General features: G+C 70.9%; 17 protein-coding genes, 1 pseudogene and 1 riboswitch. Of the genes and pseudogenes, 9 read left to right on the forward strand and 9 right to left on the reverse strand.

Annotated elements, in window-relative coordinates:
• The 4 genes and pseudogenes from ACIP8W_RS07320 to ACIP8W_RS07335 form a co-directional block, all read right to left on the reverse strand.
• Positions 1–1,056, reverse strand: a 1,056-nt coding sequence (locus tag ACIP8W_RS07320; protein WP_402202277.1) for a hypothetical protein, incomplete at its 3' end; no start/stop codon positions are given.
• On the reverse strand, positions 1,053–2,933 hold the full coding sequence (locus ACIP8W_RS07325; RefSeq protein WP_402202279.1) for a hypothetical protein: 1,881 nt from the start codon (positions 2,931–2,933) through the stop codon (positions 1,053–1,055). The genes ACIP8W_RS07320 and ACIP8W_RS07325, both read right to left, overlap by 4 nt.
• The gene (locus ACIP8W_RS07330; protein ID WP_402202471.1) at positions 2,930–3,808 is read right to left on the reverse strand and encodes a hypothetical protein; all 879 of its coding nucleotides are present in this window, start codon (positions 3,806–3,808) and stop codon (positions 2,930–2,932) included. Before ACIP8W_RS07330 ends, ACIP8W_RS07325 begins: the two co-directional genes overlap by 4 nt.
• A 234-nt stretch (positions 3,809–4,042) precedes the next feature.
• Positions 4,043–4,366, reverse strand: a pseudogene (locus tag ACIP8W_RS07335) (site-specific integrase); the annotation flags it as partial.
• Here ACIP8W_RS07335 and ACIP8W_RS07340 point away from each other — a divergent pair.
• Entirely contained in the window at positions 4,365–5,099 is a 735-nt protein-coding gene (locus ACIP8W_RS07340) for a hypothetical protein (RefSeq protein WP_402202281.1), read from the forward strand. The pseudogene ACIP8W_RS07335 and the gene ACIP8W_RS07340 sit on opposite strands and share 2 nt — an antisense overlap.
• Positions 5,100–5,579: 480 nt before the next feature.
• Here ACIP8W_RS07340 and ACIP8W_RS07345 read toward each other — a convergent pair whose 3' ends face one another.
• From ACIP8W_RS07345 to ACIP8W_RS07355, 3 genes are all read right to left on the reverse strand, one after another.
• Complete coding sequence (locus tag ACIP8W_RS07345) at positions 5,580–6,251, reverse strand: DUF4158 domain-containing protein (RefSeq protein WP_402202283.1); 672 nt, start codon at positions 6,249–6,251, stop codon at positions 5,580–5,582.
• 201 nt (positions 6,252–6,452) lie between these two features.
• A complete protein-coding gene (locus ACIP8W_RS07350) occupies positions 6,453–7,280 on the reverse strand; it encodes an SDR family NAD(P)-dependent oxidoreductase (protein ID WP_402202285.1) in 828 nt (275 codons plus the stop codon).
• A 164-nt stretch (positions 7,281–7,444) separates the two neighbouring features.
• Positions 7,445–7,798 carry a YnfA family protein gene (locus tag ACIP8W_RS07355; protein ID WP_401952026.1) on the reverse strand — a complete coding sequence of 118 codons (354 nt, stop codon included), beginning with the start codon at positions 7,796–7,798 and terminating at the stop codon, positions 7,445–7,447.
• A 101-nt stretch (positions 7,799–7,899) separates the two neighbouring features.
• Between ACIP8W_RS07355 and ACIP8W_RS07360 the strand changes: the two genes are divergently transcribed.
• The 4 genes from ACIP8W_RS07360 to ACIP8W_RS07375 all read left to right on the forward strand — a co-directional run bounded on the left by ACIP8W_RS07360 (position 7,900) and on the right by ACIP8W_RS07375 (position 10,047).
• Complete coding sequence (locus ACIP8W_RS07360) at positions 7,900–8,232, forward strand: hypothetical protein (protein WP_401952023.1); 333 nt, start codon at positions 7,900–7,902, stop codon at positions 8,230–8,232.
• 172 nt (positions 8,233–8,404) lie between these two features.
• Positions 8,405–8,668 (forward strand): GlsB/YeaQ/YmgE family stress response membrane protein, encoded by a 264-nt coding sequence (locus ACIP8W_RS07365; RefSeq protein WP_402202287.1) that lies wholly within the window; start codon positions 8,405–8,407, stop codon positions 8,666–8,668.
• Between the two features lie 73 nt (positions 8,669–8,741).
• Positions 8,742–8,913, forward strand: a riboswitch (cobalamin riboswitch).
• Between the two features lie 37 nt (positions 8,914–8,950).
• The gene (locus ACIP8W_RS07370; RefSeq protein WP_401952018.1) at positions 8,951–9,175 is read left to right on the forward strand and encodes a CbtB domain-containing protein; all 225 of its coding nucleotides are present in this window, start codon (positions 8,951–8,953) and stop codon (positions 9,173–9,175) included.
• Positions 9,176–9,189: 14 nt separating this feature from the next.
• Positions 9,190–10,047, forward strand: a complete 858-nt coding sequence (locus ACIP8W_RS07375) for a CbtA family protein (protein WP_402148232.1) — start codon at positions 9,190–9,192, stop codon at positions 10,045–10,047.
• Between the two features lie 163 nt (positions 10,048–10,210).
• On the opposite strand, the gene ACIP8W_RS07380 is transcribed toward ACIP8W_RS07375, so the two are convergent.
• Together ACIP8W_RS07380 and ACIP8W_RS07385 are read right to left on the reverse strand one after the other, a co-directional pair.
• Positions 10,211–10,417, reverse strand: a complete 207-nt coding sequence (locus ACIP8W_RS07380) for a cold-shock protein (RefSeq protein WP_401952013.1) — start codon at positions 10,415–10,417, stop codon at positions 10,211–10,213.
• 136 nt (positions 10,418–10,553) lie between these two features.
• Positions 10,554–10,799: an NAD(P)H-binding protein gene (locus tag ACIP8W_RS07385; RefSeq protein WP_402202290.1), complete on the reverse strand. Its 246-nt coding sequence runs from the start codon at positions 10,797–10,799 to the stop codon at positions 10,554–10,556.
• 88 nt (positions 10,800–10,887) lie between these two features.
• Between ACIP8W_RS07385 and ACIP8W_RS07390 the strand changes: the two genes are divergently transcribed.
• The 4 genes from ACIP8W_RS07390 to cobM all read left to right on the forward strand — a co-directional run bounded on the left by ACIP8W_RS07390 (position 10,888) and on the right by cobM (position 13,655).
• A complete protein-coding gene (locus tag ACIP8W_RS07390; RefSeq protein WP_401952008.1) occupies positions 10,888–11,118 on the forward strand; it encodes a TetR family transcriptional regulator in 231 nt (76 codons plus the stop codon).
• Between the two features lie 97 nt (positions 11,119–11,215).
• A complete protein-coding gene (locus tag ACIP8W_RS07395) occupies positions 11,216–11,437 on the forward strand; it encodes a hypothetical protein (protein ID WP_402202292.1) in 222 nt (73 codons plus the stop codon).
• Positions 11,438–11,553: 116 nt separating this feature from the next.
• Positions 11,554–12,798 carry a precorrin-6y C5,15-methyltransferase (decarboxylating) subunit CbiE gene (cbiE, locus tag ACIP8W_RS07400; protein WP_401952003.1) on the forward strand — a complete coding sequence of 415 codons (1,245 nt, stop codon included), beginning with the start codon at positions 11,554–11,556 and terminating at the stop codon, positions 12,796–12,798.
• A gap of 92 nt (positions 12,799–12,890) precedes the next feature.
• The gene (gene cobM, locus ACIP8W_RS07405; RefSeq protein ID WP_401952000.1) at positions 12,891–13,655 is read left to right on the forward strand and encodes a precorrin-4 C(11)-methyltransferase; all 765 of its coding nucleotides are present in this window, start codon (positions 12,891–12,893) and stop codon (positions 13,653–13,655) included.
• The last annotated feature ends 234 nt before the right edge of the window (positions 13,656–13,889 follow it).

Below are 13,889 nucleotides of genomic sequence, written 5' to 3' on the forward strand. Positions count from 1 at the left end.
GCGGGGAGAAGATCTGGCCGTACGCGGGGAAACCCGTGGCCATAAATTGCGCGGTATTTGGCCGCACACGGGGAGCTTACGGAGACCGCCGTCAAGCCACGGCTGTCCGTCCAGCTGTCCAGTGATCGGCAGCTCGAACCAGCTGTAGGCGTCCAGGCCGACCTTCGCGGCGGTGGCGTCGATCTGTGGCCGTAGCGCCTCCAGTGTCTTGACGTGGCAGCCAAGGAGCAGGCCGAGGAAGTGCATGTTCGGGCGGCCTCGGTGACCGGGCAGCGGGCGGCTCTCCTTCAAGTGCCGCGCGAGGAGTTCGCGCAGTGCGTCGCTGGCACCGGTTCTGTAGCTCGTGCGGCCTTCGCTGCGACGGTCGTAGAGCTGACGACGGTGTTCCTCAGTGGCGAGGATGTCGGGGCCGAAGTCGTCGATGAACCGCAGAGACCAGGCGATGAGCGGTCCGAGAACGGCTTCGGGGATCCGGTCGGTGGCGTTCTCGGCCGTCTTGGGCCGGGAGGGCTCGCCCCAGCCCTCGACGTGGCGGGGGTCGAGGGTGAGCCCGTCGTCGGGCAGGCCGTGGCGATAGCGCCAGAGGAATCGGACGGCTCGCCGGGCCGAGTATCGGACGCCCGGGCTGGTCACCGTGGCGAGCAGATGTAGCTGGTACTGCTCCAGGTCTCGGGCTTGCAGGCCCGCCAGCACCACCCCGGCCGGCCGTCCCGGCCCTGGAACATAGGCGTCTGCCCAGCTGAGAAACCGCTTCAGCTCCCCGAAGGTGCGGTGCACCGTGTTGACGCTGGCCCGGCGTTCCCCGGGCGGCAGGGGCCCGGAAAGCATCGCGTAGCACAGGTGCTTGACGGTCTGCCGGTAACGGGCGGGCAGGGCAGCGAAGTCCAGCATCAGGGACTGCGCATGCCGCTGGAGGAGGGCGTCCTCCAGCCTCCAGACTCCGTCGGTGAACCTGGAGGTGGCCTCCAAGGAGGCGCCGGGACGCAGGCGGCGGCCGTGCAGAACCAGCGGTCCTGTCTCAGCCGAGGCCGGCAGCCGGGTGAGCGCGGTGGTCATGGTTGTTCCCAGGGGTTCTCGATCAGATGCAGCAGTGCGTCGGTCGGCTTGTTCTGCTCGGCGGCGGTGACCTCCTCAGGGCCGAACCGGGTGAGTACGTCGTGGCGGATCGCGGCCCAGGCGGGTCCGTAGCGGTGCCACCAGTCCGGTTCGCTCATCTGCTGGCGGCGCTCGGCAAGGGCATCGAGCAGGCCCAGCAGACGGGGCAGGTGGGCGGTGGTGATCAGGCAGTTTCCGCAGTGGAAGCAGTCGAGGAAGGATGCTTCGCAGCGGCTGTCCGTGACCGGGTGCCGTTCCGGATCGGTGCAGGCCGACCAGGCGGTGTCCAGCTGTCCGTGCTCCGCGCGGTGGGCAAGATCGGCGTCCAGGCCGCCGTCTTCGGGGTTGTCGCCGCAGGCGGAACCCGGGATGACACGCAGGGCGCCGCCGGCGGAGCGCAGGGTCCGCTGATGGGCGGCCAGGGCCGCCTGCTCGGCGTCGGCGAAGGCTTCGCCGACGACCTCGTGGGCCCAGGCGATCGTCGTCGGGTCGCCGCGCAGGTAGTGCCGGAACAGGACGGGGATGGTGTTGGTGCGGACAGCAGACGGCAGGTGTCCGCCGACCTGCCGGGTGCGGCGGACGTCGATGCTGGTCTTGAGCCGGTTGAACTCGATCACCAGCGGCGGCGCCTCCGCGTCCGCGGAAGGGGCGTCGGCCAGCAGACCCCGCTGAAGGGCCCACTGGCGTTGACCGGACGAGTGGTAGAGGGCGGTGGCGAACGGATCGTGGTGCTCGTCCCGGCCGGTGACTCCGGCGCGGTTCCCGTTGCGCCAGACTGACCAGAGGCTCTTGGCTCCGCTGAAGCCGCGGCTGCGGGCAGCGAGTCGGTGTACCAACAGATAGAGCCCACCGGGTGTGTGCAGCTCCCGGCCCGGCGGGCCGATCTCCCAGGTCACCGTGTCGAACCAGCGGTGAGGACCGCGTCGGCGCTTGACCGGCCGCAGTTCGACCGCGCGGCCTTCCAGAACGCGGTGCTCGGCGGGCAGTTCCTTCACGGTCTCGATGTTGCGGCCGGTGAGTGCGACCAGCAGAACCATGAGCGGTGCCAGGTCGGCGGGCGTCAGGAACAACTCGGCTGCCCGTGCGGACCGTTCGGTCCATTCCGTGCGACCGCGACCGGGCAGTCGCGGAACCTCGCCGGTGGCGGCCATTTCATCGAGAGCTGTGGCGCGTGCCCGATCGGCGCCGCTCAGCGTGTCGGGTGCGGTGCGAAACTGCTCCAGCATGGCCTCGGCGGCGTCGATCCGGTCCCGGATGCGAGCCGCGTCCCGGCGTGCAGCCGCGACCAGACGGCTGAGCTCACCGTCGGAGTACCCGGGCTTGCCCGCGGAGCGGTGCCGCTCGTAGCGGCGGGCGACGAAGTCGAGGACCTCCGAAGCCACCACGTCGCGCAAGGGTGGCAGTTCCAGGAACTGTCCGACCTTGCGGACCTCGTGCCAGGCAAGCACCTGCTGGTTTGTCTCGCACCGGTGCCGGTAGAACGCCTCCATCTGAGCGGCTGTCAGCTCGCCCGGATGTGCCGGAGGGTTCGGCAGCTGGGCGAGGAACCTCATGAACCTCTGGACCGGCTCCCAACAACTGCGGGCCGACGCCAGTGTGCGGACCGTCCCGCTGGGCCCGATCCGCCGCTCAAGCGCCTCGGCCAGGGGCGCGTGCCAGCTCCCAAGTGGTAGCGCGGAGAGGACGAACTGCCGCCGACGGCCATCCTCACCGTGAAAGTCCACGGTCAGTGAGCCGTCCTCGGACCGCAGCCGGGGCGGCGGAACGTAGGCGGGGCCCGGCAGCACGGCCGGGCGGCCGGTGCGGGTGCTGCCCCGGCCGGTCTTCGCCGCCGTCATGACACGTCCCCGGCAACCAGTGCGAGGGGCATGTCCCTGGGGTCCTCCCAGAAGTCGGGGACCAGGGCCATGCGGGTCTCCATCTCCAACTCGGCCAGGGCGTGAAGATAAATGGTCGTGGTCAGGACCGACCGGTGGCCGAGTCTGCGGCGGACCCAGTCCAACGGGTCGCCGAAGATCCGGGTGTAGTGGCCGCGCTGGTCCGCGGTCATCGACGCGAGTGCCGCGATGTGTCCGCGCTGGAGCTGTTCCAAGGTCACCACGGCGAAGGTGTGACGCAGAGCATGGGCGTGAGCAGTGACGCCAAGGCCGTGCCGACGGCACCGTTCGTTGGCGTCGGCGAACATGCTCTTCCATGTTGAGACCGCCAGCGGCAGGCCCTCCTCGCCGAGCCAGAACATGCCAGGCTCCAGCCCGTCCGGGGTGTCCACGAGCAGCCGATACCGCTCAGTCGGATCGAGCTGGGACACCTTCACCCGGCTCCGCCCGCCGCCGCTCTGCACGGCCACCGGCTTGCCGGGGTCCTCCACTACCAGCGGCCGACGGATCCTGGCGTAGCGGCCCGCCGCCCGGGCCCGCTCGATCACCTCGACCCGGTCGAACCGCGCGTAGGCGGCGAGTTCACCGATCAGCGATTCGGGCGTGTAGACCCAGCGGGCCGAGAAGTTCTTCGCGATCGCCCCCGGGAGCCAGAACCGCTGATAGCCGCCCGCACCGTGCAGTAGCGGCAGTTCGAAGACGCTCAGCGCGGACTGCTCGGCCAGCCGCAGCCCGGTGCGGACCATCAGGTCCGTGAAGCACGCGTTGCGGGCCGCCCACCGGCCCCGGAACCTCTCATCCGGCAGCCCGTCCAGGCGGTAGCCGCGTACGCCCACGTCCCGCCAACGGCGGTAGGCGGCCGGAGGCAGCCACTCGACCTTGTCCTTCTCCGCATCGTGCGCGTACGTCGCCGGCGTGGTCCCCGGCTCCTGCCCGCGGACCGGCATGCGGCCCGCCTCCACCGGCACCAGACGGCGGGAGCGTTGGACGATCGGATGCGCGACCACGTGCCCGCGCTGTACCGCCCATAGATAGAACTGGTTGACCAGCGACACCTCGCGGTTCCACGTCGACCCGGCCACCCGCGGCCCCGCCGTGTCCTGACGGCGCCACACCAGATACGCCACATGGTCGTCCTCGGATGCGTCCCGCCACGATGTACCGCCGCGCGAAGCCCACAGGAAGTTCAGGAACTTCGCGATGTCCCTGGCGTACCCCGTCCGCGTGTTCTGCGGGGCCGCGACCATCTGCGGACGACGGAAGAACGAGTTGAGAGCGACGTCGTACGCGTACGTCGGCGACAGCAGGAACGGCAGCGGCGAGGCCGGGCACGGAAGGTCTCTGCGAGTGAAGTACACCCGCCATCCCGTCTCGATCACGCACGCAAGGTACATGAACAGTGACCAAGCGTGCACAAAACAGCACCAGCAGCAGCCGGCGCCGCAGCACCGCCTTCGGGACCGCCTCCCTGGTGGCGACCGAGGTGAACTCGCCGGTGAAGCCGGTGGCGAACTCGGCCTCCTTGAGGATGTCGATCAGGTCGATGGTGCCCCAGCGGCGTTCGATCTCCGCCTTCAGCGCGACGAGGTTCTCCGGCTCCTCCTGCTTGCCCAGCGGCGAGACCTTGATCCACGGCTCGCCGTGCTTCTTGACGATGTCCACCCCGCCCGTGGTGCCCAGCTCCAGCGCCGTGTCGAAGCGGGTCAGGGCCTCGCGCAGCCTTTTCTCCAGGGCCTCGATGAACTTCTCCGGGTCCTGCGGCTGGCGGATCGCGTCGTAGTGCACATCGCGGTTGTCCTCGAAGTCCGGTGGCAGGTCGTCCTCCGGGTTCTGCCACCGGTTCGCGCCCGGCACCCAGATCTCCCGCCGCCGCAGCGCGTCCCGCAGGGCCACGAGCACGCACAGCTCGTACGGGATGCGCTCGACCCGACCGCGCTCATCCACCACAGCCTTGCGCCACTCCTCGCGCACCACCCCGGCCAGCGGGATCTTCTCCGCCTCGTCGAAGAACGCCCCCTCCTTCGCGATGGGCTGGTCCAGGTACCGCTTGAGCAGGTCGATCGCGTCCATCACCGGCCGGTAGGCGGTGTTGTTGCACTTCAGCTCCAGCGCGTTGAGCAGGGGTGAGAGCATCCGCCGCCAGTGGTTGGAGTACGACGAGCGCAGCACCGTCCGCACCCGGGCCCGGTAGCGTGCCTCATTCGCCGCGGCCTCCGCCGCCAGCGCCTTCAGCGTGGACTCCCCGGCCACCGGATAGATCACCTTGCGGACCGTGCCTCCCGGCTCCGCGACCGCCGCCTCCGCCAGCCGCAGCAGGATGCCCTCCTTGCCGCGGACCCGCTTGAGCTCCTTGTTGAACTCGCCCTCGACCTTCTTCTCCGCCCGCGTGTTGATCTTCTGTACGAGCTGGATGAACAGCTCCACCAGCGAGTCGGTGATCTCCGTCTCCCGCACATGGCACAGCGTCGACAGCAGCGTGTACCGCACCGGTCCGGCCGCCGCCCGCAGGTCCGATGGGTACTCCTTGGCCGCCCGGGCCCGCCAGGCCGCCACCAGCTTCTCCGACACGTCCGCGAACAGCTCCGGCGGCAACTGGAGCCCGCGCACTCACTGGAGCTTGTTCACCTCTGCCAGCAGGCTGTCCAGCCCCAGCGCCCCGGGGTCCGCCTTCAGCTCGGTGAAGAACGTGCCCCCGCCGCCCGCGCTCTCCGCGTCCGTGCAGGCGTCCTCGGCGATCAGGTCGTCCAGCCGGGACCGGGTCGCCGCCGACAGCCGGGCCACCGTGGCCGCGCAGAACCGCTCCTCGAAGGTGCTGACCGCTTTGCCCACCAGCCGGGCGATCTGTCCCGGGGCAGGTGGCTCCAGCCGGTCCTTCCGGCAGCGGGCCACCACCGCCTCCGCCAGCCGCTCCCGGTTCAGCTCCACCCCGCACAGCTCGACCGCCAGCCACTCGGCGAGCTGGGCCTGGTCCTCCTCGGTGCACTCACGGAAGCCGAACGCGCCCCGGATCTCCATCCGGTGCCGCTTGATCGCCCGCCCCGACCAGTCGTACGCGACCCACTCCTCCGCGGGCGCCCTCACCTGCTGGGCGACGTACGACACCGCCGGCACCGGGATCTCCCCGGCGTCCTCCGGGAACCGGGCCTCTACCTCGAAGAACTTCAGCAACAGCGCGAACCCCAACCGGTTCGCCCCCGACTTGTTCCGCAGCCGCTCCTGGTCCTCCTCCAGCAGCGTCCAGACCTCAATCAGGTCCTCCGGCTCCCACTCCTGCCGCACCCCAGGCTCCCTCCGGTCGTTATGACCGGACCAACCTCGCCGAGCAGGCCCCCCGGTGAGCCCAGAAGGTCCAGAACGCTGACAAGCACACCCCGGATCCGCTACAGAGAGCTACTTGTCACTTCGCCGTAGCTTCGGGAGAACAGGGCCTGCTCCTGCCAACGCGCGCTGCCCTGCGTTCCCGCCGACGCCTGCGCGGAGTCACAGCTCGCGGTGGACCTTGGTGTTGGATGCCTGGGCGCGGGGGCGGACCACCATGAGATCGATGTTGACGTGGCTGGGGCGGGTGACGGCCCAGGTGATGGTGTCGGCGATGTCGTCGGCGGTGAGCGGCTCGGCGACGCCCGCGTAGACACTGGCGGCCTTCTCGGTGTCGCCGTTGAATCGGGTGGTGGCGAACTCGTCGGTCTTGACCATGCCGGGGGCGATCTCGATCACGCGGACCGGGGTGCCGACGATCTCCAGGCGGAGCGTCTCCGCGAGGACATGGGCGCCGTGCTTGGCGGCCACGTAGCCGGCGCCGCCCTCGTAGGTGCCGTGGCCCGCGGTGGAGGAGAGGACGACGACCGTGCCGTCGCCGCTGGCGGTGAGGGCGGGCAGCAGGGCCTGGGTGAGGTTGAGGGTGCCGAGGACGTTCGTCTCGTACATCCGGCGCCAGTCCTCGGGGTTCCCGGTGGCGACCGGGTCGGCGCCGAGGGCGCCGCCCGCGTTGTTGACGAGCACCTGGAGCACGCCGCCGGGCGTGCCGGGCGTCTCGGCGGTCTCGGGCGTCTCGGCCGTCTCGGCGGCGAGGGTGTCCAGGGCGCCGGCGAAGGCGTCGACGGCGGCGCGGTCGGTGACGTCGAGGGCGTACGCGGTGGCGCGGTGGCCCTCGACGGTGAGCTTCGCGGCGAGCGCCTCGATGCGGTCCTCGCGGCGGGCGGTGACGACGACGTGATAGCCGGCGGCGGCGAGTGTCCGCGCGGTGGCGGCGCCGATGCCGCTGCTCGCTCCGGTGATGACGGCGATGGGGGTCCCGGCGGCGGTCATTTCGTACTCCTCGCGCATATGATCGGCTGATCTGTCCGGCCAGGATAGGCGGGGTGCGGACGGCGGCGGGCGCGCCGACCGGATGGTGGGCTTCCGGGTGGTCTTCCTCCGGGGGGCTTCCGGGGCGGCCGGACGGCCCGGTGGGTCCGTGGCCGGTGGCCGCCTCAGTGGTCCCGGGGCGCGTACATGATCACTGCCATGCCCGCCAGACAGATCAGCGCTCCCGTGATGTCCCAGCGATCCGGGCGGTAGCCGTCGGCGGCCATGCCCCAGAGGATCGACCCCGCGACGAACACCCCGCCGTACGCGGCGAGGATCCGGCCGAACTCGCCGTCCGGCTGGAGCGTGGCGACGAAGCCGTACGCGCCGAGGGCGATGATCCCGGCCCCGATCCAGATCCAGCCGCGCCCCCCGCCGCCGGTGCCGTCGCCGCGTACTCCCTGCCAGACGAGCCAGGCGCCGCCGATTTCGAGAACGGCGGCGAGGGCGAAGAGAACGACGGAGCGCAGTACGACCATGGTTGCCAGCGTGGCATAAGGCGTTCGGCCCTCGGCTGCCGCACCGCCACCCCTACGACGGCTGCGTAACGCTCGGGCTGCGGGTGCCTGGGGTCGGAACTATGAACGCCAAGATCGGCACGCTGTTGGGGGTGGCGGCCGAACGTACCGTCACCGTTGTCAGGGGCGTCACCGACGACCAGCCCACCGCGCCTACTCCGTGCGCGCTGATCGTGTACGGGTGGGAACGGGTGGGATCTGGCGCGGGCCGCGGGCAGCCGTACGAGCCGGACGCGACGCTGGTCGGGGCGGTCGGGGCGGAGTTCCGGACGCTGGCGCCGACGGCGCGCAAGACGGGGGTGTTCGGGGAGCCCGTGCCGGTGGCGGAGGACGCGGAGCCGTTCGACGCGCTGCTGGCGCTGACCGGGCGGGACCCGGGCTGGAGCCGTCCGTAGCGCGACGCCGAGCCGTTCGCGCGGTGAAAGCGCCCGCGAGATTCCCTGTTCCCGGCCCACCAAACCGAACTGGCGAACTATCGCACTTCGGGACTGAACGGGTTCTCGACGGGCAGACGTCTGGTCATGCACCACTGTCCGTAGCGGGTGTGTGAGGAGGAGGGGACGGGACATGGAGATTTCCGGCATTGTCACGGCCATCGTGATCGGCGTCGTCATCGGCGTGCTGGGGCGGCTCGTGGTACCCGGATGTCAGCGCATCGGTGTGCTGTGGACCATCGCGGTCGGCGTTGTCGCGGCACTGATCGGTACGGCTGTCGCGGCGGGCTTCGGGGTGGCCGATACCAAGGGGTTCGACTGGATCGAGCTGATAATCCAGGTCGGTCTGGCGGCGGCGGGGGTCGCCGCGCTGGACCGGGTGAAGGGCCGAGGATAAGCGCCAGGGGTGAGCGGGAGGCTCGGAGTCGGGGGGCTCTTCGGCTCCATGGCCTGGGCGGTTCCCGGAAGTGCCTCTTGGCCTGTTTGCCGGTTCGCGGTACCTTCACGTCGATAATCACGACGGCGAGACGGAAGTCCGGTGGGAATCCGGCACGGTCGCGCCACTGTAATACCGGGGGTTCGTCGCGCGTACGGCGTGAAGGGGTCCGGTGAGTCAGACCCGATGGCCGTCGTTCGAGCTCCATTCAATGGGACGCGAGTTCCCCAAGGAGGTTGTGCCATGGCTCAGTCCATAGCGACCCCGGTCCTTTCCCCCGTCAGCACCCCGGTAACTCCGCTTCCCCTGGGCGCGGTTCTGCCGTGGGCCGTGTTCGTGGGCACCCTGATGCTGGTGCTGCTCTATTTCGTCGGCGCCGAACAGGGCGCGACATCGGTGTTCTCCGGTGCGGGGGTGCATGAGTGGGTGCACGACGGCCGTCATCTGCTCGGTTTTCCCTGCCACTGACGGAGATCACGCACATGCATGGATCCACCGTCAGAAATCTCCTGGTCCGGGGCATGGTCGCGGGGCTGCTGGCCGGGCTCTTCGCGTTCGCGCTGGCCTACTTGGCGGGTGAGCCCTCCGTACGGGCGTCCATCGCCCAGGAGGAGGCGCGGTCCGCTCCCGCGCACCAGGAAGTGTCCGAGGGACAGGAATCGTCCGCCGCGCACGCGCACGGCGACGAGGAGGAAGAGGAGGAACTGGTCAGCAGGCCGGTCCAGTCGACGTTCGGACTGGCCACCGGTGTCCTGGTGTACGGGGTGGCCGTGGGCGGGATCGCCTCGCTGGTCTTCGCCGTCGGCCTGGGCAGGATCGGCCGGTTCGGCCCGAGGGCGACCGCCACGATGATCGCCGGGGCGGCCTTCGTCACGGTGTTCCTGGTGCCGTTCCTGAAGTATCCGGCGGCCCCGCCCGCGGTGGGCAGTCCGGACACCATCGGCAGGCGTACCGCGCTCTACTTCCTGATGATCCTGCTCAGCGTGTTGGTGGCGCTGATCGCGGTCATCGCGGGGAAGCGACTCGCGCCGCGGATCGGCAACTGGAACGCGTCGCTCGTCGCGGGCGCCGGTTATGTCGTCGTCATCGCCCTTGCCTGCCTCGTACTGCCGTCCAACACCGATGCCGTCCCGGAGTCGTTCCCGGCGGCGCTGCTCTGGGAGTTCAGGCTGGCGTCGATCGCCGTACAGGCAGTGCTGTGGACGGCGTTCGGGGTGATCTTCGGGGTGCTGGCCGAGCGGCTGCTCCAGCAGGGGAAGCCGGGCGCGGAGCCGAGCGGGACGGCATCCGAGGCGTCGTCACAGGCGCCGTCCGAGGCGCCGTCCGTAGTCCCGTCCTAGGCCCCGGTCGAAAGGCGGCATCCTGCCGGGTCGGTGTGTCTGACACCCTCCGGAACCGCGCACTGTCCCACGGGTCGTCCAACAGAGGCGGTCCGAGGGACAGCGCGCGGCGGATGAGAACGGGCTGAAGGCCGAACGGGCAGGCGGTACGTTCGCGACACGCTTAGGAGAGCGCGCGGACCGTCTCCGCCTGCGGTCCCTTCGGCCCCTGGGTGACCTCGAACTCGACCTTCTGGTCCTCTTCCAGGGTCCGGTAGCCGTTGCTCTGGATGGCCGAGAAGTGTACGAACACATCCGGGCCGCCGGAGTCCTGGCTGAGGAAGCCGTACCCCTTCTCCGAGTTGAACCACTTCACGGTGCCTGTTGCCATCGGTCCCAGCCCTTGTATCGATGTGTTGAGGCATCGAGTGCCCCGGCGCGACTTCGGCGCGCCGACACCCGATCATTTCTTCCCGCCGGGGCGAGGCCCGCCGACTTTCCCCTACCTCACCCGTAGGAGTGACGCCTCAGTCGCTGACGCCGACCGCGTGGCGGACGGTCGTTTCCACCGGGACGAAGTCCAGCATGGCGCGGGCGACATCGGCGCGGGCGATGGCGGAGCCGGGCGGGCCCGCTTCGACGGCGTGGCGGTAGGTGCCTCTGCCCGCTCCGTTCGTCAGCCGGGGCGGTCGTACGGAGGTCCGCTCCAGATCACCGGCCCGCAGGATCCGTTCCCTCTCCTCCAGGCCGGTGTACAGCTCCCTGAGTTCCACGACCCCTCCAGTCCAGTGCCAGTCCAGTGACGAGCGGATCCCGTAGTAGGTGAGTGTTCACTCACCTGCCACCGTGGTCGTCCGGGCAATGGACCGAGAAGCCGCTCCGACACCCCCGTCGCCGCCCCCGGCGCCTCTCCTGACCGGGGGAGCCCTGACGCGTGCGCGCATCCTCGACGCGGCGGCGTCGCTGATGACCACGGTGGGCCTGACGCGTACGACGACGAAGGAGATCGCGCGGGCGGTGGGCTGCTCGGAGGCCGCGCTCTACAAGCACTTCCGCGACAAGAAGGAGACCAAGGAGGAGACCAAGGAGTAGATCTTCGTCGGCGTCCTGCGCGAACGCGCGCCACGCTTCACGGACGGGCTGGCCGTGCTGGCCGCGCTGGAGGGGCGGGTCGGCCGGTGCGGGCGCGGTGGCGGACCATCTGGAGGAGGTGGCCCGTATCGGCGCGTGCTTCCACCGGGCCTTCCTGGAACTCGTCTTCGTGCTGGAGCCGCTGGAGCCGCCGGAGCAGCCGGAGCCGCCGGAGCCGCCGGAGGGCGTACTGCGTCCCGGAGACGCGGCGGGCTTCGCGCGGGAGGCGGTGCGGGCGCTGCCGGAGGGCATCGCCCTGCCGGGATCGGGCGGACAGTAGAGTTCGGGGTCGGTCTTTTTCCGGTCCTTTCCGGTCTGGTTCTGTCCCGTCGAGCCTGTCCTGTCCGGTCTTCTTCGATTTCCTTTCGACTTCTTCCAGCTCAGAGGTGTACGGCAGTGAGCATCCCGCCTGTGGTGGACCCCGTACCGCCTTCCGCCGTGACCGTGGTCGGGATCGGCGCCGACGGGTGGTCCGGGCTGTCCGGCGGGGCGCGGGAGGCGCTGCTCCGGGCGGAGGTGCTGATCGGCGGCGACCGCCAGTTGGACCTGCTTCCCGGCGAGTGCGTGGGCGAGCGGGTGGCGTGGCCCTCGCCGCTGCGGCCCGCCGTTCCCGTACTGCTCGCGGCTCATGCCGGGCGCCGGATATGCGTGCTGGCCAGCGGGGATCCGATGTTCTACGGGATCGGGCGGGCGCTGGCCGAGGTGGCCGGGGCTGGGGCGCTGCGGGTGCTGCCGCACCCCTCGTCGGTGTCGTACGCCTGCGGGCGGCTCGGCTGGCCGGTGGAGGACACGGAGGTCGTCACGCTCGTCGGACGCCCCACCGAACGACTGGCCGCCGCGTTGTACGACGGCCGCCGGGTCCTGGTGCTCAGCGCGGGCGCGGCAACCCCGGCCGAGGTGGCGGCGCTGCTGCGGGCGCGGGGGTACGGGCCGAGCCGGCTGCGGGTGTTCGAGCGGCTCGGATCGGAGCAGGAACGGTACGTCGAGGGCTCCGCCCAGGACTGGGACCTGCCCGAGGGCGACCCGCTGAACGTCGTGGCGGTCGAGTGCCGCCGGGCGCAGGACGCGCCGCGCCTCGGCGCCGTACCGGGGCTGCCGGACAGCTCGTACGAACACGACGGCCAGCTCACCAAGCGCCATGTGCGCGCCGCCACGCTGGGCGCGCTGGCACCGGCGCCCGGGGAACTGCTCTGGGACGTGGGAGGCGGGTCCGGTTCGATCGGCGTGGAGTGGATGCGTACGCACCCCTCATGCCGGGCGGTGTCCGTCGAACGCGATCCGGCGCGCGCCGAGCGCATCGGCCGCAACGCGCGGGCGCTCGGCGTCCCGGGGCTGCGGATCGTCACGGGTGCGGCGCCCGCCGCGCTGGCGGGCCTGCCGGTGCCGGACGCGGTGTTCGTCGGCGGCGGGCTGACCGTGCCGGGGCTGCTGGACGCCTGCTGGGAGGCGCTGCCGGCGGGCGGCAGGCTGGTCGCGAACACGGTGACGCTGGAGTCCGAGGCGCTGCTCGCCGACCGGTACCGCCGCTTCGGCGGGGAGCTGGTACGGCTGGCGGTGGCGCACGCCGTACCGGTCGGAGGATTCACCGGGTGGCGGCAGGCCATGCCGGTCACGCAGTGGTCGGTGACGAAGGCGCGGTGACGAAGGCGCGGTGACGAACGACCGTGTGATGCGCGCCCTTCGTGTGATGCGCGCCCTTTCAGTCTCAGTGGGATCTCAGTGGGAGAAGAACGATGACGGTGTACTTCATCGGCGCCGGCCCCGGCGCCGCCGACCTGATCACGGTGCGCGGCGCGCGCCGGCTCGCCGCGTGCGACGTCTGCCTGTACGCGGGCAGCCTCGTCCCGCGCGAACTGCTGGCCGAATGCCCGCCGGGCGCACGGCTGATCGACACCGCGCGGATGGATCTGGACGGGATCACGGCCGAACTGGTCCGCGCGCATGAGGAGGGCCACGACGTGGCCCGGCTGCACTCCGGCGACCCGTCGGTCTTCAGCGCCGTCGCCGAGCAGATGCGGCGGCTGGACGCGGCGGGCGTGCCGTACGAGATGGTCCCCGGCGTGCCCGCGTTCGCGGCGGCGGCGGCGGCCCTGAAGCGCGAGCTGACGGTGCCGACGGTCGGCCAGACGGTCATCCTGACGCGCATCGCCCAGCGCGCCACCCCGATGCCCGAGGGCGAGGACCTCGCCACCCTCGGCCGCAGCGGCGCCCTGCTGGTCCTGCACCTGGCCGCGCGCTACGTCGACCGGGTGGTGGCGGAACTGCTCCCGCACTACGGGGCCGACTGCCCCGCCGCGGTGGTCGCGATGGCCAGCCGCCCGGACGAACTGGTCCTCCGCGGCACCCTCGACGACATCGCCCCCCAGGTCAAAGCCGCGGGCGTGGTCCGCACGGCGGTCATCCTGGTGGGCCGCACCCTGGGCGCGGAGCAGTTCAGGGACAGCCACCTGTACTCGACGGGGCGGGAGCGGGGGCGGGACGATGAGCATGTGTGCTGAGGTTTGTGTGCAGGTGGGGCGAATGCCGGATTCGGTGAAACTGGACGGAGCGGGCGGGGCGGGCTCGTAGACTCGCAGGTCGGGCAGTGTGCTCCCCGCGTGCGCGGGGATGGTCCCTGACCAGTGAGCAGGCATCGATGGTCAAGGCGCTGCTCCCTGCGTGCGCGGGGATGGTCCCCACAGGTGACACCACCGGGCATCGGCCGACGGCTGCTCCCCGCCTACGCGGGGATG

It is taken from the genome of Streptomyces sp. NPDC088554, assembly GCF_044752945.1.
Classification (GTDB): Bacteria; Actinomycetota; Actinomycetes; order Streptomycetales; family Streptomycetaceae; genus Streptomyces.